The 24,318-nt window shown below is 38.4% G+C and carries 20 protein-coding genes and 1 pseudogene; 6 read left to right on the top strand and 15 right to left on the bottom strand.

Annotated elements, in window-relative coordinates; genetic code table 11:
- Positions 1-391 precede the first annotated feature (391 nt).
- The 13 genes and pseudogenes from ACGLYD_RS07320 to ACGLYD_RS07260 all read right to left on the bottom strand — a co-directional run.
- Positions 392-1,041, bottom strand: a pseudogene (locus ACGLYD_RS07320) (ATP-binding cassette domain-containing protein); the annotation flags it as partial.
- A 109-nt stretch (positions 1,042-1,150) separates the two neighbouring features.
- Positions 1,151-2,341: an MFS transporter gene (locus ACGLYD_RS07315; protein WP_067208885.1), complete on the bottom strand. Its 1,191-nt coding sequence runs from the start codon at positions 2,339-2,341 to the stop codon at positions 1,151-1,153.
- A 792-nt stretch (positions 2,342-3,133) separates the two neighbouring features.
- A complete protein-coding gene (gene arsC, locus ACGLYD_RS07310) occupies positions 3,134-3,553 on the bottom strand; it encodes an arsenate reductase (thioredoxin) (protein WP_067208883.1) in 420 nt (139 codons plus the stop codon).
- A gap of 22 nt (positions 3,554-3,575) precedes the next feature.
- A complete protein-coding gene (locus ACGLYD_RS07305) occupies positions 3,576-4,874 on the bottom strand; it encodes an arsenic transporter (RefSeq protein WP_304627124.1) in 1,299 nt (432 codons plus the stop codon).
- A gap of 15 nt (positions 4,875-4,889) precedes the next feature.
- Entirely contained in the window at positions 4,890-5,237 is a 348-nt protein-coding gene (locus tag ACGLYD_RS07300; RefSeq protein ID WP_067208877.1) for a metalloregulator ArsR/SmtB family transcription factor, read from the bottom strand.
- Positions 5,238-5,515: 278 nt separating this feature from the next.
- Positions 5,516-6,148 (bottom strand): FMN-binding negative transcriptional regulator, encoded by a 633-nt coding sequence (locus tag ACGLYD_RS07295; protein ID WP_399632151.1) that lies wholly within the window; start codon positions 6,146-6,148, stop codon positions 5,516-5,518.
- A 174-nt stretch (positions 6,149-6,322) separates the two neighbouring features.
- On the bottom strand, positions 6,323-6,616 hold the full coding sequence (locus tag ACGLYD_RS07290) for an RNA polymerase alpha subunit C-terminal domain-containing protein (protein WP_340742049.1): 294 nt from the start codon (positions 6,614-6,616) through the stop codon (positions 6,323-6,325).
- Positions 6,617-7,252: 636 nt separating this feature from the next.
- Positions 7,253-9,055, bottom strand: a complete 1,803-nt coding sequence (gene glmS / locus ACGLYD_RS07285) for a glutamine--fructose-6-phosphate transaminase (isomerizing) (protein WP_399632148.1) — start codon at positions 9,053-9,055, stop codon at positions 7,253-7,255.
- A 741-nt stretch (positions 9,056-9,796) separates the two neighbouring features.
- Positions 9,797-10,549: a hypothetical protein gene (locus tag ACGLYD_RS07280; RefSeq protein WP_067213934.1), complete on the bottom strand. Its 753-nt coding sequence runs from the start codon at positions 10,547-10,549 to the stop codon at positions 9,797-9,799.
- A 92-nt stretch (positions 10,550-10,641) separates the two neighbouring features.
- Complete coding sequence (locus ACGLYD_RS07275) at positions 10,642-11,331, bottom strand: copper homeostasis protein CutC (protein WP_187047688.1); 690 nt, start codon at positions 11,329-11,331, stop codon at positions 10,642-10,644.
- Between the two features lie 27 nt (positions 11,332-11,358).
- Entirely contained in the window at positions 11,359-12,306 is a 948-nt protein-coding gene (locus ACGLYD_RS07270) for an asparaginase (RefSeq protein ID WP_399633146.1), read from the bottom strand.
- A 95-nt stretch (positions 12,307-12,401) separates the two neighbouring features.
- The gene (locus ACGLYD_RS07265) at positions 12,402-12,869 is read right to left on the bottom strand and encodes an N-acetyltransferase (protein WP_067208863.1); all 468 of its coding nucleotides are present in this window, start codon (positions 12,867-12,869) and stop codon (positions 12,402-12,404) included.
- A gap of 549 nt (positions 12,870-13,418) precedes the next feature.
- Positions 13,419-14,408 carry an SEC-C metal-binding domain-containing protein gene (locus ACGLYD_RS07260; RefSeq protein ID WP_342538138.1) on the bottom strand — a complete coding sequence of 330 codons (990 nt, stop codon included), beginning with the start codon at positions 14,406-14,408 and terminating at the stop codon, positions 13,419-13,421.
- A 1,276-nt stretch (positions 14,409-15,684) separates the two neighbouring features.
- Between ACGLYD_RS07260 and speD the strand changes: the two genes are divergently transcribed.
- The 6 genes from speD to nspC all read left to right on the top strand — a co-directional run bounded on the left by speD (position 15,685) and on the right by nspC (position 22,298).
- The gene (speD, locus tag ACGLYD_RS07255) at positions 15,685-16,503 is read left to right on the top strand and encodes an adenosylmethionine decarboxylase (protein ID WP_067213932.1); all 819 of its coding nucleotides are present in this window, start codon (positions 15,685-15,687) and stop codon (positions 16,501-16,503) included.
- 44 nt (positions 16,504-16,547) lie between these two features.
- The gene (locus tag ACGLYD_RS07250; RefSeq protein WP_340742603.1) at positions 16,548-17,975 is read left to right on the top strand and encodes an aminotransferase class I/II-fold pyridoxal phosphate-dependent enzyme; all 1,428 of its coding nucleotides are present in this window, start codon (positions 16,548-16,550) and stop codon (positions 17,973-17,975) included.
- A complete protein-coding gene (gene speE, locus ACGLYD_RS07245) occupies positions 17,972-18,823 on the top strand; it encodes a polyamine aminopropyltransferase (protein ID WP_187047685.1) in 852 nt (283 codons plus the stop codon). Before ACGLYD_RS07250 ends, speE begins: the two co-directional genes overlap by 4 nt.
- Entirely contained in the window at positions 18,813-19,658 is an 846-nt protein-coding gene (gene speB / locus ACGLYD_RS07240) for an agmatinase (protein WP_187047684.1), read from the top strand. The genes speE and speB overlap by 11 nt, the downstream gene beginning before the upstream one ends.
- A 290-nt stretch (positions 19,659-19,948) precedes the next feature.
- Positions 19,949-21,148, top strand: coding sequence for a saccharopine dehydrogenase family protein (locus ACGLYD_RS07235; protein WP_187047683.1), 1,200 nt, complete (start codon positions 19,949-19,951; stop codon positions 21,146-21,148).
- 13 nt (positions 21,149-21,161) lie between these two features.
- Complete coding sequence (gene nspC / locus ACGLYD_RS07230) at positions 21,162-22,298, top strand: carboxynorspermidine decarboxylase (protein ID WP_399632141.1); 1,137 nt, start codon at positions 21,162-21,164, stop codon at positions 22,296-22,298.
- Positions 22,299-22,349: 51 nt separating this feature from the next.
- Here the strand turns inward: nspC and ACGLYD_RS07225 are convergent, their stop codons facing one another.
- Together ACGLYD_RS07225 and ACGLYD_RS07220 are read right to left on the bottom strand one after the other, a co-directional pair.
- Positions 22,350-23,075 carry a 3D domain-containing protein gene (locus ACGLYD_RS07225; protein WP_187047869.1) on the bottom strand — a complete coding sequence of 242 codons (726 nt, stop codon included), beginning with the start codon at positions 23,073-23,075 and terminating at the stop codon, positions 22,350-22,352.
- Between the two features lie 324 nt (positions 23,076-23,399).
- On the bottom strand, positions 23,400-24,182 hold the full coding sequence (locus ACGLYD_RS07220) for a Cof-type HAD-IIB family hydrolase (protein WP_342538136.1): 783 nt from the start codon (positions 24,180-24,182) through the stop codon (positions 23,400-23,402).
- Positions 24,183-24,318: the final 136 nt, after the last annotated feature.

Here is a 24,318-nt window from a genome sequence, read left to right as displayed (position 1 = left end):
ACATGTAACTGTTTTATCCACAAGAATTGAGAAGCACTCTACACTAATCGTATTTATATATTACAATGATAATTTCTTGGAAAATCGAACCATAGCCTTGACAGTCAAGCAAAATCTATCCCGCTCAATCAAATCCATAGCTTGCAAAAGTTACTTCAATCTAAAATTAACCCCCTCTTCTGCAAATCATTTGCGGATTTGTTTATCTAAGCGTAAGCAATCGATATCCTTACTAATTTTGTAAAAACCAGGTTCTTAGCAAATTTAGAGAAATTTAATATAAAAAAAGGGTTTCCTACTGTACAATATATCAGTTTGACTGATGTGAACAGTTCTCGAACAGAATATTCTCCATCAGGCCACTGAAATTACACTTGATTCAATTGTTTATTTTCATTTTTTCTTGCACTGCTTTTTCAAGACGGTTCTTCTCTTTTACGAATTGTTCGTGCGATTGACTTTGTTGTTCACGTTCGAGCTGTTTTTGCGTCTGGTAATCACTGTAATTTCCCGAATAGACATGTACTACTCCGTCATTCACTTCCCATACTGTGGTAACGAGCGAGTCTAAAACAGCGCGGTCATGGCTAATTAATACTAGTGCCCCGTAGTAATAGCGCAGTTCATCGAGTAAAAAAGATATACCTTCTTGATCTAAATGCGTAGTCGGCTCATCAATCAATAGTGCTTCGTAATAATGCGTAAACAACTGTGCCAACTTCAACCTTGTTTGCTCACCACCACTTAGCTCTTCAGAATATTGCGGAACTGCCAATCTTCCAAGTAAGGCCCCGTCCGCTTCTACAACAGTGGGGCTTCCAGTTGCTCAAAGTAACCGCCCTCTACATGAAGTTTCACTGTTCCACGTGTCGGTTTAATATTATTAGCTAGCAATTTCAATAATGTACTTTTCCCAGCAACATTTTTCCCAACAATACCAATCCGGTCAAATTGATGGACAGTTAACCGTTCAATTTTCAATATTTCTTTATCTAAATAAGTCATTTCAACATTTTTTATTTCAAAACAGATTTGTTCCAAATTCACTACCTCCGAAATATTATAATTTCGTACCGATAGCTAGAATCGATACGAGCTTCTATTTCAAGCTCGTATTAAAAGAATAATAAAAATTGCATGTCGCTTCCTCCTACTTCACTTTTATAGTCACTGCCGCATTTAGAACAATAAGGAGACCTGCCGCGCTAAAGAAGACGGCTACATTCGTGAGTTCCGTAAAAAATCCAGCTAAACCTAATCCAATTGGTGCTGCCAATAACGATAGACTTGTCACAAAACTGAATACCCGTCCAAGCAATTGAGGTTCAATTTCCGCTTGGATAAAAGCATAGAATGGCGCTGAAAATAATGGACCAGCTAAACCGACTAAAAAACTCATCACTACGAACACATAGAACATCGACGGCAAAAGCAGACCGGAAATAAATAAGGAAATGCCCATCAAGATCATGCCTGCTGCCATTGTTTTAACCTTATCGAACCGATCTCCCAGTACACCTAAAAACGAAGCGCCTACAATCAAACCAATTGCAAATACGATCTCAACGATACCTGCTTCTACTACGCCTTTTTCAAAATGATTCCGTACCATAAGCGGGAAATAAGTTCCAACGGGAATGAATAGAACAGCTACAACAATCATCACGATGGTTAGCTTTAGGACAAGGCGATGTTTCACAATCGCATGATAGCCTTCTTTCATTTCAGCTATCAAGTTATCAGTGGCCATTTCTTCTGTTCTTGTTACGCTCGGAATTCGGATGAACAATAGCACGCTACAAGCGATAATAGCGCCAAAAACATCGAACAATAACACCCATTCAAGGGAGCTAACTGCCAGTAACGACACCCCTACTGCGGGTCCTGCAATATTGGTCATTGAACTCACCATCTGCCCCCAGCCTGCAACCTTTGTAAGATGCTCTTTTGGTGCAAGCAATGGTACAGAAGCTTGCATTGCCGGCATATGAAAAGCAGTCGCAAGGGATCGAACAATTAACACAAGTATGACTAACGTGATATTTGGCTCGCTATAATACATCCATAAAAACAAGAATAAACTACCCAGTGCAATAATCAGATCTGCTAAAATCATCATCACTTTACGGGAATGACGATCAACAATCGTCCCTGCAAATGGACCGAGCAAGGCTTGCGGTAAAAAGCCGGCTATCCCAGCCAGTGCTAATACAAGTGGAGAACCCGTTGTATCTGTCAACCACCAAATAATACTAAATTGAACAGCGGCACTACTCAGCAATGAGAAAAACTGTCCTGTATATAACGCAATAAATTTTCGTTTCCAATTTCTATTTTCCATTATAATCGATACCTCCTGAATTTGCGTATCGATTCTTCACCGATACGAGCTTGACTTACTAAGCCCGTATCAATAGAAAAGTAACATCATCATAGTGAAATCCCTCCAAATCATAAAATCACAATACGACTGCTTAGAAACGACTATAGCACCTGTCTCCCTGAGTCTATAAAAAAAGTACGCATTTTACTGCGTACTTAAAAAATGGTAAAGATATCTGTAGAGCGATAAAGCTTCTACTTCCTATCTAACCTAGTACGCACAACAAATAACCCCTCAAAAGAGTGGTTAACAAAATATGTACATATCGATCAGTATAGTTGTAAAAATCCCACCTCTATCGCTCCTTTCAAAGCTTAAATTATACTAACTTGTTCCTAATGGTATGTCAATGCATATCACGTTCTTCCATCCCCTCCCAGTTGCGTTCTTGAGGCTTTCGATTTCCCTTCAATACTAATCCAACTCTATTTTTAAGACTAATGGTTTACAATACTTTTCCTTTTGCATAAAAATCATGATCCTCTTTATTCATCTCATCACCTAACGCCTATATTATTGCAGAATCATTAGCTGACTTAACAGCATCAAGACTGTTCTTGCTTATTGGTGTCAGATTCACATTGCATACTCCTGTTTTTGGTAAATCCAGTTCCACTTTTTGTGCTGATTCAAAGTCGTACGTTAGATATTCATCTTGGGATCGACCCCTTCATAAAAAGATAATAATATACTTATATGCATTTCGGAATAAAGGTCGAGAGATGGTTTCTCCCGACCTTTATTAATTATTTATTTCCCAGTTTCAGCAAAGTACCTAATACGATCACCAATTTCATTACGAACACGTTGGAAAAAAGCCCACTTCTCTTCATTCGTTCCTTCTGCCTTTGCAGGATCATCAAATCCCCAATGATCACGCTTTACATGGGGTGGTGTCATCGGACACTTGTCAGCAGCATCCCCACAAAGCGTGACGATAAAATCTGCATCATTTAAGATTTGTGGATCAATACTATCCGAAGTTTGATTCGAAATGTCGACGCCAGCCTCATTCATGGCTTTGACAGCATTTGGATTAACTCCATGTGCTTCAATTCCAGCACTGAGAACCTGCCATTCTTCACCAAGATACTTTTTGCCCCAACCTTCAGCCATTTGGCTACGGCATGAGTTACCTGTACATAAGAAATAGAGTGTTTTTTTCGACATAATTAAAGCCACCTTTTGTGTTTTATTGTATGATTGACAGCCATAAATACAGTCCTATTAGTGTAATCAGAAGTGTAGGAACCGTTAAAATAATTCCGATTTTAAAATAGCTACCCCAAGATATCTTCACACCTTTTTGAGATAAAACATGTAGCCATAGTAAAGTGGCCAACGAACCGATTGGCGTTATTTTGGGACCTAAATCCGATCCGATGATATTTGCATAAATCAAAGCCTCGCGAATAGGACCTGTCGTAGTCGTTTCTGATATAGCTAACGCGTTAATCATGACCGTAGGCATATTATTCATAAGTGAGGACAATATCGCTGCAATAAATCCCATAGAAATCGTTGCAATAAAGAGTCCTTGATTGGCTGCCAATTGAATGACATCGCCCAATACAGCTGTAAGACCAACATTACGCAATCCGTAGACAACAACGTACATCCCAACAGAGAAGAAAACGATGGCCCAAGGTGCCCCTTTAAGTACTTGCTTCGTGTGTACAGCTGGGCTTCTTTGTGCCATGGCCATAAAGAATATCGCCGTAAGCCCAGCAATAATAGAAACAGGCAATCCCGTAAACCCACTAGAGAAATAACCTAAGAGTAATACGCTTAAAATCAGCCAAGTTAGTCGGAACATTTTTATATCCTTGATAGCATCCTTCGGTTCTTTTAAATCCGAGACATCATAGTCTTTAGGAATACTTTTACGGAAGAATAACAACAACACTAAAATGCTCGCAACTAATGCAAATAAATTCGGAACAATCATTCTGGTTGCATATTCAACAAATCCGATACCGAAAAAGTCTGCTGAAACAATATTGACTAAGTTACTCACAACTAATGGCAACGAAGTGGTATCAGCTATAAAACCACTGGCAATAATAAATGGAAAAATCATCTTTTCATTGAAATTCAAATTTCTTACCATTGCAAGAACAATTGGCGTTAGTATTAATGCAGCCCCATCGTTTGCGAACAAAGCCGCAACAACTGCACCTAAAATACTGACGTAAACAAACATGCGAATCCCACTGCCTTTAGCTAATCTAGCCATATGTAAGGCAGCCCACTCAAAGAATCCGATTTCATCTAAGATCAATGAGATGATTATAATGGCGATGAAAGCAAGAGTAGCATTCCATACAATCCCTGTAACATCAATAACGTCTTGAAAGTTAACCACTCCTACTAATAAAGCGATTATTGCTCCAATACAAGCGGACCATCCAATTGATAAATTTCTAGGCTGCCAAATAACAAAAATAATTGTAATGATGAATATCAATGATGCCATTATTACTGAAACCAACGCCCATTCCCCTTCCTACTCGCAGCAAACTCTAAGCCCTTGCGCTTCCAGTCTAGCTATAGACTCATTCTGTTCAGGAAGCTGTTCAAGAATGCTTTGAATAAACGGATAGTCTTCATGATTTTTGTTAATCGAGAAGAAAATCCATTGTCCTCTACGTTCTTCTTTCACTACCTTAATATCTCTAAGTTTACGCAAGTGTTGGCTGATTGCTGGCTGACTCATATTAAAAATCTCAACAAATTCACACACACAGCATTCATGTGACTTGAGTAGCTGCATCATGGTCAAACGGGTTGGATCTCCGAGTAATTTTAAGAGTTGCGATGCTTGCTGCATATCAATCGTTACTGTTTCATTCATTAGTCATCCCTCCTTAGATCATCATATAAGAATATACTTATATTCACAAGTGAATTATTCTACTTAACTATATTATATTGGGCTTTACTCGAAAGAAATTTTGTTAGGACATGACCAAAAGATATTATACCGATTTGAAGTTCCAATTTGTTGTTTGTATTTCTATTTAGTGAACCTCTTATTCTAAACGCCAAATAATACCCTTTTGATTTTCAAGTAAGCATTATTTGGCGTTTAGGGAAAGGATTTTCCACGCCATTATCGGATTTATTAACATATTAATCAGAATCTCCGTAATTCTCTACTCTCTTTTTCATCACCTTCGCCATTTGTTGGGAACTTGTTTCTTCTTCCCCATGCAGTTTATCAACGATGTTAAGATAATCCTCCTCATTGCGATTCTGACTTAATTTATAGGCAGCTTGAATTTCTCCTACTTTAATTTTAAATCCAACAATTCCTTTTAGTTCTTTTTCTACTAACTGAGGAGATAGTTTGTTCCATAAAACCGGATTCTTTCGATGCTTCTCGTATTTTTGTAGCATCATTATTAGGTCTTGTTTTAACTCTTCCTCATCCAAAATGCTCGCAATGCCATATACATGTACGGCTTGATAATTCCATGTTGGAACATTTTCATGCCCGTACCAAGAAGAAGAAATATAAGCATGTGGCCCCTGGAACACAACTAGTACATCATCACAGCCTTCGAATGTTCTCCATTGTGGATTCCCATATGCCATGTGCCCGGTAATATAATAATCATCTCCTTTTTTATTTAGCGCCAAAGGTAAATGACTAGCAATTGGTTTATTTTGTTTTATTGTAACAATAGTTCCAAATGAGTTCTCTTGAACAAATTCTTTAATTTCATCTACGTCTGTAACTTTAAAATACTTGGGAATATACATGATTAACCTCCTCTTTGATTACTAAAATGGCATTTATTGCCACATTAATTGAAAATGATTGGTATGCAGATTTCATAATTCAAACACGTAGTACCGACCTAGATACACTCATACAATAAATCCCATTGAATTCGCTTTGGTACCTTCGCAAAAATAAGAAGACCAATCCTGTCTTTAAGGTTTAAATACTAATCCAATTTCCTCCAAAGAGTTTCTAAGTATAGGCAGAGAAGCTGGGCCAATACCGTGAAATTGTAAAATTTCTTTTTCGCTAAACATTGATAGTTGTTGTAACGTTCCAATACCGTGATGCTCTAACGCTCTCCTTGCAGGTGCTGAGAGCTTTGAGAGAAATCCCTTGTCCGGCTCACGTTCTTCCTCGCATATCGGACAGCTTGGACAATCACTACTTTTATAATAGTTGTGTCCGTTGCTACATATTCGTAAGCTCCTGTTTGAAGTTCCCATTGTAAAATGTCTCCTTCCTTAAAATCTATATTCCCTTAATTATAGAATACTTCGAGTATACTTTTTATTGAATGATACCAGGTTCTGAAACCATTAGTCATTCAAAGAGACTCGTGTACTCCGAACTTATTTCTTGATTAATTCCGTAATGATTTTGTTTACCATCTTATCCATTTTGGATGATTCATATCTCCGCATCCAAGAAAAAATTTCCATACCTTTAATCTGTCTTGAAGTACGGCTTCATTGCGATCACCATATGCGCTAAACGAGTACGAATGAAGCTCTCTACTTTAGATTTCCCTTAATGAACCCGTACAGTTTCAACTCCCCTCGTACATTTATGCACTATTATCAATAATATGAGTTTTTTTATTTTCCTAGGAGTTTAAGTACATTCCTCAACAAACTTCCATATATCATTTCATTTATTTCTATAAATCCAGTTTACACTCAACTATTTCATTAAATAAGCCCTTTTACAACGAAACACCCCTTTGGATAAAAATCCAAAGGGGTGTTTCGTAACTTTTTTATAAACGTCGCATTTTTTTACAAACATCGCGACTTTATTTTAAATCCACAACTTTATTTCAAAGCTACATCACATCAAAAAAATTGATACTCAAACTAACCTCACTCCACCGTAACTGATTTTGCTAAATTACGAGGTTTGTCAACGTCGCATCCTCTATGAAGAGCAGCGTAATAGCTAATTAGCTGCAAGGGGATAACGGCAACAAGAGGTGTAAGTAAGTCATGCACTTTGGGCAGAACAAAACGATCATTCTCTTCTTCCAACCCTTCCATTGACAGTATGCAAGGATTCGCTCCGCGCGCGACAACTTCTTTAACATTACCACGAGTGTTGAGACTCACTGCTTGTTGTGTAACAATTGCAAACACAGGTGTGCCCTCTTCAATCAGCGCAATCGTCCCATGTTTTAATTCCCCACCTGCGAAGCCCTCTGCTTGAATGTAGGAAATTTCTTTTACTTTAAGTGCACCTTCTAAGCTAACGTAATAGTCTAGGTTCCGCCCGATGAAGAAAGCATTTCGAGAAACTGCTAAGAATTCATGTGCGATTTTCTCCATTTCCTCTTTTGAATCCACAAGTGTTTGGATTGCATTCGCTGTGATGGCAAGCTCTTTCTTCAAGTCAATTTCTACTGTTTTCCCTCGTTTTTTGGCTACAACATAAGCTACGATAGCAAGAACTGCTACTTGAGCTGTATATGCTTTTGTCGAAGCTACAGCAATTTCCGGACCAGCGTATAACAGTAATGTATGATCCGCTTCACGAGAAAGTGTGGAGCCTGTAGCGTTTGTTAACGTAATGCTTGGGTAGCCTAACGCTTTTATTTTCACCAATACTTGACGGCTGTCCGCAGTCTCTCCAGATTGTGTAATGAAAAGAAATAACGGTTTTTCCGAAAGAAGTGGCATGTTATAGCCAAATTCACTTGAAATATGCACTTCAACCGGAATACCAGCAATTTTTTCAAAATAGTGCTTGCCGATAAGACCAGCGTGATAGCTTGTGCCCGCTGCAATTATATAAAGACGGTCAGCTTCGTTAAACGCATTTACAATATTCTCATCCATTGCAAGTTCACCTTGCTCGTTTTCATATGCTTGAAGAATTTTACGAATAACACCTGGCTGTTCGTCCATTTCTTTCAGCATAAAGTGAGGGTACGTGCCTTTCTCAATATCACTCATATCGAGCTCTGCAGTAAAAGGTGCACGGTCAATAGTTTCGCCAGCCAATGTCATCAGTTCGATTGCTTGTTTACGAACAATGACAACTTCTTGATCATGTAGTTCAACGTATTGGTTTGTTACTTGTAACATCGCCATCGCATCAGAAGCAACCACATTGAAGTTGTCTCCAACTCCTATTAATAATGGGCTCTTGTTTTTGGCAACAAAAATAGTGTCTGCCTCATCAGCATCTAACATGGCGATTGCATAGGAACCATGGAGTAAAGACAGTGTGTGACGGAAAGCTGTTTCAGTAGTCATACCATCTTTAACAAACTTTTCAACAAGTTGTACGATAATTTCTGTATCCGTGTCAGAAATCATTTGAACGTCCTGTAAATATTCTTTTTGAAGGTTATGATAATTCTCGATTACACCATTATGCACAAGTGTAAACCGACTCGATGTACTTTGATGTGGATGTGCATTCGTTTGATTTGGAACGCCATGAGTCGCCCAGCGTGTTTGACCAATTCCAGTTGACGCTAACACTGTTGAATCTACTGCTGCACGTAGGTCTGCAATACGTCCTTTTTCTTTTATAACAGTAATACCTTTTTCATTGCGGAGTGCGATTCCCGCCGAGTCATACCCACGATATTCTAACCTTTCAAGTCCCTTTAATAGAATTTCTTTCGCATCTAAATCACCAATATAACCTACTATTCCACACATATTTTTTCCTCCGATATTTGCAAAATAAGCAATACTTAACTACACCTCAGCTGAATTAGCGAAGTGTCCTTACATATTGCTTGAATGATTTTGCCTTTTTGCTCCTTTGTCCATTCGATTGCTCAAATGATTTACTAGCAAAAAATACAACCGGGCAATCGCGATTGGGAGGCTTCCGCCGAAAGTTCGATACTCCTCCACCTCGTCTGCTGAAAATTAGTAACGTCCGATTTCTTCAGCACTGGCGCTTTAACTGTTTTCCGATTTACATTTAACGCGCGATTTTCACTCCTTTTACACGCGGTGACCAATAGCTTATCTAGTACTAGTAGCTATGAATCAACTTTATCATCTTACATAACTTGCTGTTTTTTTGTCAATAAATAAAGAGAGTAAGACTAGATTTTTTTCTAATCCCCCTATTCACTAATATATGCAGAATGATAGTGAGATCACAACAGTTTTGGGAAATCAAAAAAATCAGTCACTTTCGTTAAATGGCTGATTACTCGTCCTATATTCAATTGGTTTAAGAACAAAAAGTCAGTCAGATTAATTAGCTTTTGTATCAAAGTATCCTGCTATCCCGATGTCATACAAGGGAATAATTTGATTCTAATAACACAAGCGGTTCTCTTACTTATCTAGTTGTAACTACACTATTATTATCAGTTACTGCTTACTCAAACATATAATTCTATTCATTTTAATAGCTAGCTTTTGTGTAACATTTCAAAGTTATTAGACTGAAAGAGATGGAAAACCCGCACGACTCCACAACCATAAAGGGGTATGAACATCAATTGGAGATAACTCACTATCAATTAGTGCCTTTTCCCATGATTTAGCAACTATCTGTCTATTATCCGACGAACCATCTAATACCTCAGAAGAACATAGACCTAAATTTACGCTAGCTTTCAAAATATGCGTATCAGGAGCTATTGTAATCAATTCTCGAGACCTCCAGCAAACTCCCGTATACCTTTCCATGGCATATAACCAGTAATTGAAAATCTTAGGTCCAGAAAGATATGGAAATTCTGGCTTTCTATTGATTTCCATAATGCTTTTTAAGATGGCTATATCAAATTGAGCAGATTCAATCAATCCTATTACGTCACCTCTTTGAGATGATTGAGTTATTCCCTTAGACACACGTTGCCAAATTTCCGGGTGGCGATTGGGTTGTAAAGCAACTCGGTAATAAACCAAAATACTACGTAATTCATCCAAATTACTTTCAGATACGACTTTTGGATTAAAGATCCAACGAGAACTTTTATCCAAATAAGCTTGTGCAACCGACTCCCATAATTTATATGAGTTTCTTTGATAATTTAAAGCCATTCCTAATGTCAGTACATTCATTAAATCATCTTTGGGAACAATTCCAATCAGAGCATCCTCTGGCATTATTTCACCACCAAGCAACCCTTCAGCATGCATTTGTATTAGTAATTTCACATTTCCAATAAAGGTTTTGTTTTCCATTCGATCCTCCGAACCTATTTCAACTATTATTTCTATAATCTCATTTGTCGTAATCCCAATGTTTGTAGGTACAATTTCACTTTTCTCCAAATTTAACTATGCTCAAGTTCACTTTTTATCGCTGTAATAATCGCTCCATCAATCGGATACATGAAGCTCCTGTTAACACGGACAGCCGACCCAAAATGAACTTCTTCTATCCCTGTTGCAGACACCAATGAAGACAGCGTTTCAGGGTTCATACCATTCCCCGCTAAAATTAGGACAGAAGTATCTTTAGACTTGTCCACCAACTTTTTCAGCTGTTCAGCAGCTTCTGGCGCTGGTGCTTGTCCCCCTGAAGTCAAAATCCGCTGAATCTGTGGGAAACGAGCAATGACTTCTAAAGCTTCCAGCTGATCTTCTATCTCATCAAATGCACGGTGAAAAGTGACTTTCATCTCTCCAGTTTCCTCCAACAAACGTGAGAGGGCATCCGTATTCACTTTACGCTCTTCAGTTAGTACTCCAACAACAACTCCCGCAGCTCCCGCACGTTTAATATGGCGAATGTCAGCTATCATTACAGCTAAATCGTTGTCATCATAGTGAAAAGTTCGACTATGTGGCCGAACGATTACATGGACTGGAATATTTACACCTGCAACCACTGCTTCCACCAATCCCAAACTTGGCGTTAGGCCACCTTCAGTCAAAGCTGCGCAAAGTTCCAATCGGTCGGCACCACTTCGTTCTGCAGCAATTGCATCCGTCAAACTTGTAGCTATAATTTCTAACATCATTTTGGTTACACCTCCTATGAATGCATTTTATTTTTGTAAATCAAATACGACTTTTCTTTCCCCGACAATCACATTATTATCATTTATAATTTCTTTTGGCGCTAACTTATACAAACGCTCAATCGTTTCATGGTTTTCATAACCGATCTGCTCCAAAATAGATGCAATAATGATTGGCCACACAAGCTCGGATCCATCCATTACTTTTAATGCAAAGCCCATTCGCTCATTCTTAAGTGCAAAACCATACACGCCCTTAGCTCCACCTTTAGCAACGATATTTGGGTCCGCCAATAAAACAGAGCAAATGAAATCATGACTCGCAATCATTTCCGGATGTGCATTCATATAGCGAGTAATTTTAACGACAGCTTCTCTCATTTCTCGTTGCTGAATCAAATCTGGACAAGCAAGTTTCAGGTACGCTTGAGCAATGTTCTGAAGCGGCATTGCATACACAGGGAATCCACATCCATCAATTCCAATGCCAAAGTCTTTCTTCGGATAATTGGCCATATCAGCCATCGCGGCCAAGCTCAGCTGCTGTACCGGATGTTCCAACTTCCAATAACCGTCAATGTCGTATCCCAGCACTTTTGCCAAAGCGATAAAACCGCTATGCTTTCCTGAACAGTTATGGTAAAGCTTTCGCTGCTTCCCGTGCTTTCGATGATAGTCCGCTTTTGGTTCTTCATTCAGCGGATAGGTTGGACAGCAATAAAATTGCTCTTCATTAATTCCGACCTTTTGTAAAATCGAATCCAGCGCCTCAATGTGATAGTCTTCTCCACGATGCGAAGCAGCAAATAAAGTAGCTTCTTTGGATGTAAGTCCGAACTTGTCATCTACTCCATTTTGAATAACTGGAATCGCCTGAAATGGTTTTGCTGCCGAACGAAGAAATGTCATATGATTTTCGTTGCCAACAGAATAAAGGATATCGCCATCTGCATTGATTCCACAAATAACACCCATATGAACGTTTTCTAAAATGTCATTACGATATTCTTCCACTATTACTTGTTGGTCCACTGTTTATTCCCTCCACTTGCTCGTTATGAAAGAATTCCCTACAGGTGGTAGCTCATCACAATGAGTTCACCACTTCTCCCCATCTCCCGAACGCCTTCATCAATATAGCCACACTTTTTATACAGGGCTTGAGCTATCTCATTTTTAATATTTACAGCTAGTACGATCTCATCAATGCCAATAAAATTACTTCTAACAAATTCTGGTATAAGCATCAATGCTTTCTTCCCATAACCTTTACCTTGCTGATGAAAATCCGTTGAAAAGCTTCTAATTAATATAGCATCGTCATTAGGAGAAAAAGGGTTAACCCCTTCACCTTTATGTAAGCTAAAGAACGTTACAAGTTGCTCATTTTCTACCGCTAAAATCGAATAGCGATTCTCTTCCGTATTCGAAAGATCAATAGAATCTTTTGGGGTTCCCGTAAATCGTTGCTGTTCGCTAGTTAGTGTATAGTTTTCTATGAGTTTAGCAAAAGCATGATTATAAAAATGCAGTTTCATGTATTCTACTCCCTTCCACAAAAGTACGTACGTTCCAGTTAAGAAGTTCTATGTATGCCATTAACATAATAACCAATTACTTAAATGACTACGTCACCTCCTGCGTTTACTGAGAACCGATTATTCCAAAGAGTTAAATTCCATTATATCAGCACTTGCCCTAACAAACTTAAATTATTTCATTACAATTAAAGGATTACCATTTACCAACATTTGCAAGAAAATCCCAACACTTATAAGCAATAAAAAAAAGACTCCAAAATTTATGGAGTTCCTCCTTTGCAGTGCTTCATGACAAAACAAATATGTGAATCTACCTATATAATGGCACCTCCCATTTCTCTTTGTCTTCTTCATACTAAATACAGTTTTTATGATTTTTTGTTTTTCTCCAAGACTTTGAATGACAATGCCACCCGTGAAGAGTCAGCATATTCACTTGCTATAACGAGTTTAAGATACAAATCAATTCATTTTTTGATGAAATAAAAAAAGAACATCCCACTCCATTTTTTCAAATGAGTAGGATGTTCTTTATAAAAATATGGATCAATCTTTGCTAGTATAATACGCATTTAAATCATAATAATATTTATTCAATGAAGAGGTAGACACTTCAAACCATTCAGCAATCTCTTTCACAGTTATCGTAAGAGGTTCAAATAAGGCATTTTCTTGGCCAAATCGAATTGCTCCAGCTGCAATCGCCACTTCTTTACGTGCGTTCGGCTGCTGTTCTACTAAATAATCTTCTATTATTTCTATTAATTGCTCAGATTCACGTTCATTTTCCTCTAAAAACTCTATTGCTTTTTGGAGTACACCCGCTTCAAAGTTTGTAAATTCTCCTCCGTCGTAGCCATCCTCACCAAGTAGCTTCCAAAATGCAATTCCATTTTCTTTTAAAAATGAGGGAACAGATTGTTCTTCTTGTGATTCAAATTGCTTCACAAATCTCCCGAATGCTTTTGTATAATCGGTTGGGAAGAAAATCAAGCTTGAAATCGCCAAATAGTGATTATCTTTGGATGAGCCATCCGGTAAAATGAAGCAATACACATGGACGCCTACTGGAACAGGCTTTTCACTTTCACGTCGTAAACGTATCGTTTCGTCTTCTAATATATTTTTAATGGACATATATGTATCATCTACAGCTACTACTTCTCCAATGAAAATACGTGGATCAGACCATGTTTCTAACACTTTCACTACAGATGGACGGATAATTTTCTTTTGTTGTTTCTTCATATAATTCGTCCAAATGTCCGGTTTGTGATGGAAAAAGAATTCATCCATGACAATCGCTTCAATCATTTCCTCGACTAAATATTCCTTAAGTGGCTCACTCCATTTTTTCACCAAGCTCAAGAATTCATTTAGGTCACGTTTTTCAGGATACTCTTCATAAAACGCTTGCAAAATTCTTTCAAGCTCTTCCGATTGCACTTCTTCTATTGAAAATGTCGCTTTCGATTCACAACATTTTTTATATTTTTTCCCACTGCCACAGAGGCATGGATCATTACGTCCAATCACATAAACACGTCCTTTAACTAATTAAGAATACATTTAAGTGTAACATGACTATACAAAAATAATAAGTGTACATTTTAGTTTGCCAGTTTGGTGTATTCATCTACAACGTGTGTATTTACGGTACTATAAATGTAGAAATAAAGAACCTTATTGAATTCGCTACGACGCTAGGGCTTCGACTGCCCCTTGTAAAGCTCCTTCGCTCAGTTTATATTGGTATGGATTTATAACTCTTCCCTAATCAGAATCAGTTTTGAAGATAATTATTAGAACAATGGATACTCATCTATACTACGACACACGTCCTTTAAAATAATCAAAAAAACGACTGTCAGGGCTTTTGCCCGTTAAGTCGTCTGTCCTCTTTTTGCAGTGAAAGAACTCGCTTCTCTCCACTTGTCATTCTCCTAGGCTTTATTTGTCTTCGATGCTCCTCAATAATCGCCTGTAAATTCACATCATCTATCATGCAATATTCCCTCCGTTTCATACTCACTCAATAGCGTATGAACTACAAGCGGAATGGATACACTTTATTAACATGTTGTATTTTTCTGAAAATACAGCCACGAAAGATATTATTCCCATCTTTTACCGTGTCAGATAAATTATCTAACGCAAAGTAATCTTTAAAATACACATACTCTCGTTAAGAATTCCTTGTATTAAGAATAATCAAAATTAGTTTCCCAGGAAATAATCTTCTAACATTTTGAAAGCATCCTATTTCCCGAAGAACAAAATTAATTAATAAATAAATTTTTACAATTAATATATATTACAAAAATATTAATTCTCCATTTTTATTTACACTACTTCAACCTATTTTCTATCCCATTTTTTTCACAGTCAACTAACACTGAATTTAAAAACTATTGACGAAAGATTAAACTTTAGTTTACACTTTTCATGAAGCTCCTTTTAATAGTATAGGTAACTGATTTAGTCGTCGTTTCCTTACTACTAATTAGGGGCATTTTTTCGCAAGTAATTAATAATATTTTAAAGTAGTTCCACTTTTTTTCTACTGCAACTCTAGTGAATGCCTACTAAATATTTTATCTGCATATACCTATATCAACCGAGCGTAGGCCCCTTACAAAGGGTAGCCGAAGCCTTAAGACTGGCCGCGAAGCTGCTTGGCTTAAGGCGAGAGGCATCCCCTAGCGCCGAAGCGAATTCAATGGGATTCTTTATTTTAATTTATGAAGAATAAATTCTATTGACTAAGAAATGTTATACTTTATAATAAGATTTGTTTTACATGAAAGGCGTGATGGTAGGGTTGGAAAATAAGCTGAAGCTTTATGGCTTTAACAACCTCACAAAGACTCTTAGCTTCAACATCTATGATGTTTGCTATGCGAAAAGTGAGCGGGAGCAAAGTGAATATATTGCTTATATTGATGAGCAATATAATTCCGATAGATTAACCAGTATCCTGTACGAAGTGACAGATATTATCGGGGCACATGTCTTGAATGTCAGTAAACAGGATTATGATCCACAAGGTGCAAGTGTGACCATTCTTATTTCGGAGGAAGCCTTTCCTATCGCATTGATTGATGAATCGTGTAATAAAGGTGAACGTACCATTTTGGGAACTCGTAAAACAGTCGTTGGTCACCTGGATAAAAGTCACGTTACCGTTCACACATATCCGGAATATCATCCCGATAATTCTATCGCTACTTTTCGAGTCGATATTGATGTTTCAACGTGCGGCACAATTTCCCCGTTGAATGCACTTGATTATCTGATCGGGAGTTTCGACTCAGACATTATTACAACTGATTACCGAGTGCGTGGATTTACACGCAATATGGAAGGCGAAAAATTGTATATAGATCATTCTATAGAGTCCATTCGGGATTATATTGACAGCAATACATTGCTGAAATACCATTGGAAAGATATAAATGTACACCAATCCAATATCTTTCATACAAAGCTACTTATCAAAGACATAAACCTGCAGGACTATTTGTTCAATACAGATGTCTCGGAGCTACCTCTTAATGAAAGGCTCGAAATCACAACCATGCTACGAAAAGAGATGACTGAAATTTTTAATGGTTCTAATATAGATGAATGAGGGGTGATTACGTGACACATCTTTTGCAACATAAAGCCCCCATAATGGAGGCGCTGAATCAATACAAATCAATGCGCGTCGTCCCTTTTGACGTTCCAGGTCATAAACGTGGAAGAGGTAATCCTGAATTAGCTGCATTTTTAGGTGAACAATGCTTGAGTATGGATGTCAATTCCATGAAACCACTTGATAATCTCTGCCACCCTGTTTCGGTTATAAAAGAGGCAGAAGAATTAGCAGCTCAAGCATTTAATGCTAAGCACGCCTTTTTCATGGTGAATGGTACCACATCTGCAGTACAGGCAATGATCATGACGGCATGCAAAGCTGGGGATAAAATCATTATGCCACGCAATGTACATCGCAGTGCGATTAATGCCCTCATTTTAAGTGGTGCCGTTCCTATCTATGTTAATCCGGGCGTACACAGTGAACTTGGCATTCCTTTAGGAATGGCCGTAAAAGATGTAGAACAAGCTATCTTAGAAAACACAGATGCTAAAGCCATTCTCATCAACAATCCTACTTATTATGGGATTTGTTCAAACCTGCAAGCTCTTACCGATCTTGCACATCAACACGATATGCTCGTCCTTGTCGATGAGGCACATGGTACTCATTTTTACTTTGGTGATAATCTTCCCGCTTCTGCTATGTCAGTTGGTGCTGATATGGCATCCGTTAGTATGCACAAATCCGGCGGGTCATTGACACAAAGCTCTTTTTTGTTGATAAACAATGACGTAAGCGAAGGTTATACGAGGCAGATTATCAATTTGACACAAACGACAAGCGGATCTTATTTACTGCTCTCTTCCCTGGATATCTCGAGAAGAAGTTTAGCGCTTAACGGAAAAGAGATATTTCAAAAGGTTGCCGAAATGGCACACTATACAAGGACTGAAATCAATAAGATTGGCGGCTATTACGCCTATTCGAAAGAATTGATTAATGGAGATACGATTTTCGACTTTGATGTTACGAAACTTTCGGTGGATACCCGCGACATTGGCTTAGCCGGAATTGAAGTCTATGACATTCTTAGAGATGAGTATGATATTCAAATTGAATTTGGCGATATCGGTAATATTTTGGCTTATATTTCTGTCGGTGACAGGCATCTAGATTTGGAACGGTTAGTCGCAGCACTCGCTGAAATAAAACGCCGCTATTCTAAGAATAAAAACAGCGTTTTCATCCATGATTACATTCGTCCGCAAGTTGCTTTCACACCGCAAGAAGCCTTTTATGCGCCTAAGCAAAAGTTGCCCATTTCGGAGAGCGCAGGTTATATTTCCAGTGAATTCGTTATGTGTTACCCCCCAGGTATCCCGATTTTGGCGCCTGGTGAACGGATTACAGAGGAAATTTTGGATTTCATTCAATACTCCAAAGATAAAGGCTGTTTCTTAACAGGTACTGAAGACAGCGACATTGCAAATATTAATGTGTTGAAGGAGTTGGCGAAATGAATTTATGGTATACAGAAAATCATTCGCCTAATGTCCGTTTTTCATTGGAAGTGGAAGAGCACCTCTACACGGGTAAAAGTGATTTTCAAAAAATCGATATTTTACAAACGTCGGAGTTTGGCCGTGTTCTTACACTAGATGGACTCGTAATGTGTACTGAAAAAGATGAATTTATATATCACGAGATGATTACGCATGTAGCAATGGCAACCAATCCGACTATAAAAAAAGTACTAGTCATTGGGGCTGGTGATGGTGGAACAATCCGTGAATTGTCTGCTTACCCAACTATTGAACAAATCGACATGGTTGAAATTGATAAGATGGTTGTTGATGTCTGCAGAGAATATTTACCGCAGACAGCCTCGAAATTAGATGACCCGAGGGTTAATCTGTACTTTGAAGACGGGCTAAAATTTGTTCGTAAAATCGAAAATGATTATGATTTGATCATTGTGGACTCGACAGATCCATTCGGTCCAGGTGAAGGGCTATTCACAAAAGAATTCTACGGCAACTGTTATAAAGCGCTGAAAGAAGATGGAATTCTTGTGAATCAACATGAAAGTCCCTTTTACGCTGAGGATGCGCTTGGTATGAGGAAAGCACACCAAAAAATCGTGGGCTTCTTCCCTGTTTGTAAAGTTTATCAATTTCACATGCCAACTTATCCATCCGGTCATTGGTTGTTTGGTTTTGCGTCAAAGAAATTTGACCCTATTCAAGATTTGGATGCAACAGCATGGAATGACCTTGACCTGAAAACAAGGTATTACAATACAGACATTCATGTTGGTTCATTTGCACTTCCAAACTATGTAAAGGAGCAATTAAAAGATGTTGAATAGAAATGTTGAAACGTTTATTGGTTGTGACAATGAGTATGAAGAATCGAAAATCGTTATTTTTGGGGCTCCATTTGACTCTACAACTTCTTTTCGTCCTGGTACACGCTTCGCAAGTAAAGCAATGCGTGGTGAATCGTTTGGAATTGAGACGTATAGCCCTTATCAGGATAAAGACTTAGAGGATATCGCTGTATTTGACGGTGGCGATTTAGAATTAAGTTTTGGGAACACGACAAGAGCATTAGGACAAATTGAAGATTTCACAACTCAAATTTTGGATGACGGCAAGATTCCCTGCATGATTGGCGGGGAACATCTGGTGACACTCGGTGCAATGCGTGCTGTTGCCAAAAAACATCCTGACCTTCATGTCATTCAATTTGACGCACATGCAGATTTACGTGAGGACTATCTTGGGGAAACCCTTTCTCATGCCACCGTTATTCACAGAGTATGGGACTTACTCGGAGACGACAAGATCTTCCAATTCGGTATCCGCTCTGGAGACCGCAGTGAATTCCAATGGGGTAAAGACCATGTGTTTACGAACAAGTTTAACTTTAACGGATTAGAAGAAGTCGTTGAAAAGCTTAAAGGTAAACCAGTCTATTTAACCATCGATTTGGATGTATTGGACCCTTCTGTATTTCCTGGAACAGGTACACCTGAAGCCGGCGGAGTCAGCTTTATGGAATTACTGAATGCCATGTTAACAGTAAGCGGCCTCAATATTGTTGCTTGTGATGTAAACGAGCTATCTCCGATTTACGATCAAAGCGGTGTCTCGACAGCGGTAGCATGTAAAGTACTACGCGAATTGTTATTGGCAATTTGAATTCGGTGGCAGTAACTGGCACCGGGGTGTGGCGTTTGGATACATGTATAAACTGAGCGTAGGCGCCTTAAAAGGGATAGCCAACCGAACAACGAAGAGTTCGGTTTGTATAATTTCTGAGTACTTTGCAGAAATTATACAGTTAATGTCCAGAGGTTATTTCCTTTAGGTTCAAGGATATCTCGACTAATCTTGGCGGGAGGCATCCCCTAGCGCCGCAGCAGATTTGAAGGAATTCTTTACTTCAACTTTTCAATCTAAAAAAACTATATTATAGGCGGGTGTTCATTATGGGAAAAGCGTTAATTATTGGTGCTGGTGGAGTTGCAGGAGTAGTTGTTCATAAATGTTGTCAGGTTCCTGACGTATTCGAAGAAATCTGTATCGCAAGTCGTACAGTATCTAAATGTGATGCGTTAAAAGAAAAACTGGATGGCGGCCGTACTAAAATTCAAACGGCGCAAGTAGATGCTGATAATGTGGAAGAACTGGTTGAACTTATTAATAAATTCCAACCAGATATCGTCATTAACGTTGCATTGCCATATCAGGATTTAACGATCATGGATGCATGTCTTGCTACTGGCGTTGACTATGTCGATACAGCAAACTACGAACCTCTTGACGAAGCTAAGTTTGAATACAGCTGGCAATGGGCTTACAGAGAACGTTTTGAAAAAGCTGGCATCACTGCCCTACTTGGAAGCGGCTTCGATCCGGGCGTTACAGGCGTCTTCTCTGCGCATGCACTAAAACATCATTTCGATGAAATTCATACGATTGACATTGTGGACGCAAACGCTGGTGATCACGGCTATCCGTTCGCTACTAACTTTAATCCTGAAATTAACATCCGTGAAATCACAGCTAATGGAAGCTATTTTGAAAATGGTGAGTTCATCGAAACTGAACCATTATCAATTAAACGTGTCTATAATCTTCCTGAAATCGGTCCAAAAGATGTTTACTTATTACATCACGAGGAACTGGAATCCCTTGCACTCAATATTACAGGTATCAAAAAAATTCGTTTCTGGATGACGTTCTCAGAGAACTATTTGAACCACTTAAAAGTGCTTGAAAACGTTGGAATGACTTCTATTGAACCAATCCTTTTCGAAGGGAAAGAAATCGCTCCCCTTCAATTCTTAAAAGCTGTGCTACCGGATCCAGCTTCTCTTGGGCCAAGAACAATAGGAAAAACGAATATCGGCTGTATTTTCCAAGGTATCAAAGACGGCGAAGAGAAAACGTATTATGTTTACAATATTTGTGACCATCAAGAATGTTACAAAGAAGTAGGTTCACAAGCAATTTCGTATACAACAGGTGTCCCTGCAATGATCGGTGCGATGCTGGTAATGACGGGTAAATGGAAGAATCCTGGCGTACACAATATCGAAGAGTTCAATCCTGATCCATTCATGGAAGCACTCAACAAATATGGTCTACCATGGCAGGAAAGCTTCAATCCTGAATTGATTGACTGAGGAGGGCTTGAAATTGAATATTGATTTAAATGCACTCCCCTCCCCCTGCTATGTAGTGGACGAAGGATTGCTTATTAAAAACTTGGAAAAAATGAAGTCTGTTATTGACCAGACGGGCTGTAAGATTCTACTTGCTCAAAAAGGATTTTCGATGTTCTCAGTTTATCCGTTAATCGGAGAATACTTGAACGGGGTAACATCTAGTTCCGTACACGAAGCAAGACTGGGCTTCGAAGAAATGGGCAAGGAAGTACACACCTACGCCCCTGCCTTTTCGGAAACAGAGATTGATGAGATTCTTTCTTATTCAGATCACATCGTCTTTAATTCGTTTCAACAATATAATCAATTCAAAGAAAAAATTAAAAACCATCCAAAACAAATAGAAATTGGACTTCGCATTAATCCTGAATACTCTGAAATCGAAGTCGATATGTACAATCCTTGTTTTTCGCATTCAAGGTTTGGCGTTACGCTTGAGAATTTTGAAGCGGACCAACTTGAAGGCATCGATGGCTTACACTTCCATACGATGTGCGAACAAAACTCTGATACGCTGGAGCGCACCGTGCAAGTTGTCGATGTAAAGTTTGGGGAATACATTAAAAATATGAAGTGGATCAACTTCGGCGGTGGGCATCATATCACAAGACCCGATTATGATATCGAAACACTTATCCGTTCGATACTGTTTATGAAGAATAAATACGGTGTACAAGTGTATTTAGAGCCTGGTGAAGCTGTTGCATTGAATACTGGCTATCTTGTTGCGACTGTTTTGGACACCCTCCACAACGGTATGCCAATTGCTATTTTAGATACTTCAGCAGCATGTCATATGCCTGATGTACTGGAGATGCCTTATCGCCCTGAAATCATTGGTGCAGGAATGCCAAACGAAAAGGCTTACACCTATCGATTCGGTGGACCTACTTGCCTAGCTGGAGACGTCATTGGCGATTATTCTTTTGATGAGCCATTAAAGCCTGGTGATAAGCTTGTCTTTTGTGATATGGGCCACTACTCGATGGTGAAAAACAATACATTTAATGGTGTTAACTTACCTTCTATCGCCTTAAATACCGTTAGTGATGGTATTCAAGTGATTAAACAGTTTGGGTATGACGATTTTAGAAACCGTCTATCTTAACCAAAATGAAAAACCTGTGCAAAAATACTATTTTTGCACAGGTTTTCTTTATTAATTGAGTACTTTAAGTTTCACTTTTTTGACTCCCCACTCCATTGCATTATTATAAGATGGAATGAAAACATCGATTTTATTCCCTTTAATGGCTCCTCCTGTATCTCCAGCTATCGCTTCTCCATAGCCTTCCACCCAAACCTTTGTACCTAGCGGAATAAGTTTTGGATCTACTGCAATTACTTTCTGATTTGGATTAGAACGTAAGTCAATGCCGTAAGCGGTAGTTCCTGAACAGCCCGTACAGTAGGCTGTATAGGCTGTCGCTGTAACCAGCATCTCTTTTCCATCACTTGCAGGTGGTGGCGTTGGCACGATTGCAGCCGCAATTGTATCTTTCGTTCCCGCATCTGCTACATGCCCACTGACGATTAATACATCACCAGGGTGGATCACCTCGCCTGTTAGGCCGTTCCAACTCGTGAGAGAATCTATAGTAATGTTATGATTAAGTGCAATTCGATACAAATTATCGCCTGCGTTTACTGTATAGCTTTTCGGCTTCGGAGTTGATTCCACTGGTGCGACTAATTCCTGATCTACTACTTCTTGATCAGGTACCTTACTTTCTTCTGCTTCTCCCAAAATCATGTCAACTGCATTTGAAAGGGTTTGTAAATATGTCAGTTCATCATCACTCAGTTGGGCATCTGAGAGTATCGCCGCATCTGTTACTGAATAAGTGGAAAACGCAAAAATTAGGGCTAACAAAAATATTTTCATTTTCAACAAAAGTCTCCTCCTTCATTTCAAATACGATTGCTTATCCTAAACAGCAATCGATAATTTGTTTCCACAAGTATTGCCCCGAATCTTTGAAAAACAAACATTCTAATTAAATAAAAAGAAACCCTTCTCCAAAACAACTAAAATTTGTTTTGAGAATAGGGTATTATTAGCGATTTAGCGATGAAATCATATTACATAATGTGTAAGTTATCGAATTAAATCCACGAAAATAAAAACAACAATCAGCCATTCATTTGAATGACTAATTGTTGTTTTCACTGTAGGCAATTGTAATAGATCATTTATGTCTCCAATTAGTTAAGATAATAATCCAACCATCTGCAATCCGTAAGCAATACCATCTTCGCCCACATCTTTCGTAACATATCTTGCTGCTTTTTTCACTTCCTCAGGAGCATTCCCCATCGCAACACTATGTCCAGCATACTGAAGCATTTCAATATCATTTAAATTATCACCAAAAGCATAGACTTGATCTTTCGAGAATCCTTTCTTCTCAATGAACTTTTCAATTCCCTTCGCTTTAGAGCCGCCAAGAGGTAGAACATCCATCGAATATTCATGCCAACGGATAAAGTTCAATTTTCGCAAATTGTCTCGATATAATGTTTCTTCATGTTCTTTGCAATACAGGAGTGTTTGATAAATTTCAGTATCGTTGTAGTAACTAGCGTCCATTTCTATTTGAGTAGTATCAATATTAAGGGAGGTAAGAGATTCTTCTATATCAGAATGATAGTCAAAAGTGGATCTCATAAATTCTGCACCCATATAAACAAGTGGATGATTTTGCGTTGTGGAAAAACCCGATAAATGCGCTAATAATTCTCTATCAATAGGGTTTTTATAAATGACTTCATTTTCAATTTCAACATACTGACCATTAAAACAAATGAAAGAATCAATCTCCAATTCTTTCCTCAAATCTTCGATAAAGTAAGGAGCACGCCCCGTCGCAAAGGCTACTTCATGTCCTGCTTCTTTTAAAGATTTAACAGCTTCCTTCGCAGAAGCAGGTAATTTCTTATCGTGGTCTAAAAGAGTTCCGTCAATATCAAACATAATCATTTTTTTAGTCATTTTATTTCCCCCATTACAGAATGAATTCATATTTGGTTCAATTTTAAAAGTGTGATTCTTATTTCATACTAATTCGAGGCTAATTGCGGGGTAATTCTAACATACATCAACAAATAAGATTCTTTAGAATGGCGTC

This window comes from Sporosarcina sp. SG10008 (assembly GCF_044569405.1).
In the GTDB taxonomy this organism is placed as follows: domain Bacteria; phylum Bacillota; class Bacilli; order Bacillales_A; family Planococcaceae; genus Sporosarcina; species Sporosarcina psychrophila.
The sequence above is the reverse complement of the archived record's forward strand: the minus strand, read 5'-3'. Positions and strand labels throughout refer to the sequence as shown.

What these genes read in the sequence shown, in the direction of transcription:
- ACGLYD_RS07280 (WP_067213934.1), bottom strand. Translation starts at nt 10,549, where the DNA reads ATGGAAAACAAAACCTTTATTGGAAATGTGAAATTACTAATACAAATG.
- ACGLYD_RS07250 (WP_340742603.1), top strand. Translation starts at nt 16,548, where the DNA reads ATGGAGGCGCTGAATCAATACAAATCAATGCGCGTCGTCCCTTTTGAC.
- ACGLYD_RS07225 (WP_187047869.1), bottom strand. Translation starts at nt 23,075, where the DNA reads ATGAAAATATTTTTGTTAGCCCTAATTTTTGCGTTTTCCACTTATTCA.
- ACGLYD_RS07315 (WP_067208885.1), bottom strand. Translation starts at nt 2,341, where the DNA reads ATGGAAAATAGAAATTGGAAACGAAAATTTATTGCGTTATATACAGGA.
- ACGLYD_RS07220 (WP_342538136.1), bottom strand. Translation starts at nt 24,182, where the DNA reads ATGACTAAAAAAATGATTATGTTTGATATTGACGGAACTCTTTTAGAC.
- ACGLYD_RS07265 (WP_067208863.1), bottom strand. Translation starts at nt 12,869, where the DNA reads ATGAAACTGCATTTTTATAATCATGCTTTTGCTAAACTCATAGAAAAC.
- speE (WP_187047685.1), top strand. Translation starts at nt 17,972, where the DNA reads ATGAATTTATGGTATACAGAAAATCATTCGCCTAATGTCCGTTTTTCA.
- glmS (WP_399632148.1), bottom strand. Translation starts at nt 9,055, where the DNA reads ATGTGTGGAATAGTAGGTTATATTGGTGATTTAGATGCGAAAGAAATT.
- speD (WP_067213932.1), top strand. Translation starts at nt 15,685, where the DNA reads ATGGTAGGGTTGGAAAATAAGCTGAAGCTTTATGGCTTTAACAACCTC.
- speB (WP_187047684.1), top strand. Translation starts at nt 18,813, where the DNA reads ATGTTGAATAGAAATGTTGAAACGTTTATTGGTTGTGACAATGAGTAT.
- ACGLYD_RS07295 (WP_399632151.1), bottom strand. Translation starts at nt 6,148, where the DNA reads ATGTATATTCCCAAGTATTTTAAAGTTACAGACGTAGATGAAATTAAA.
- ACGLYD_RS07300 (WP_067208877.1), bottom strand. Translation starts at nt 5,237, where the DNA reads ATGAATGAAACAGTAACGATTGATATGCAGCAAGCATCGCAACTCTTA.
- ACGLYD_RS07290 (WP_340742049.1), bottom strand. Translation starts at nt 6,616, where the DNA reads ATGGGAACTTCAAACAGGAGCTTACGAATATGTAGCAACGGACACAAC.
- ACGLYD_RS07270 (WP_399633146.1), bottom strand. Translation starts at nt 12,306, where the DNA reads ATGGGTGTTATTTGTGGAATCAATGCAGATGGCGATATCCTTTATTCT.
- ACGLYD_RS07235 (WP_187047683.1), top strand. Translation starts at nt 19,949, where the DNA reads ATGGGAAAAGCGTTAATTATTGGTGCTGGTGGAGTTGCAGGAGTAGTT.
- arsC (WP_067208883.1), bottom strand. Translation starts at nt 3,553, where the DNA reads ATGTCGAAAAAAACACTCTATTTCTTATGTACAGGTAACTCATGCCGT.
- ACGLYD_RS07275 (WP_187047688.1), bottom strand. Translation starts at nt 11,331, where the DNA reads ATGATGTTAGAAATTATAGCTACAAGTTTGACGGATGCAATTGCTGCA.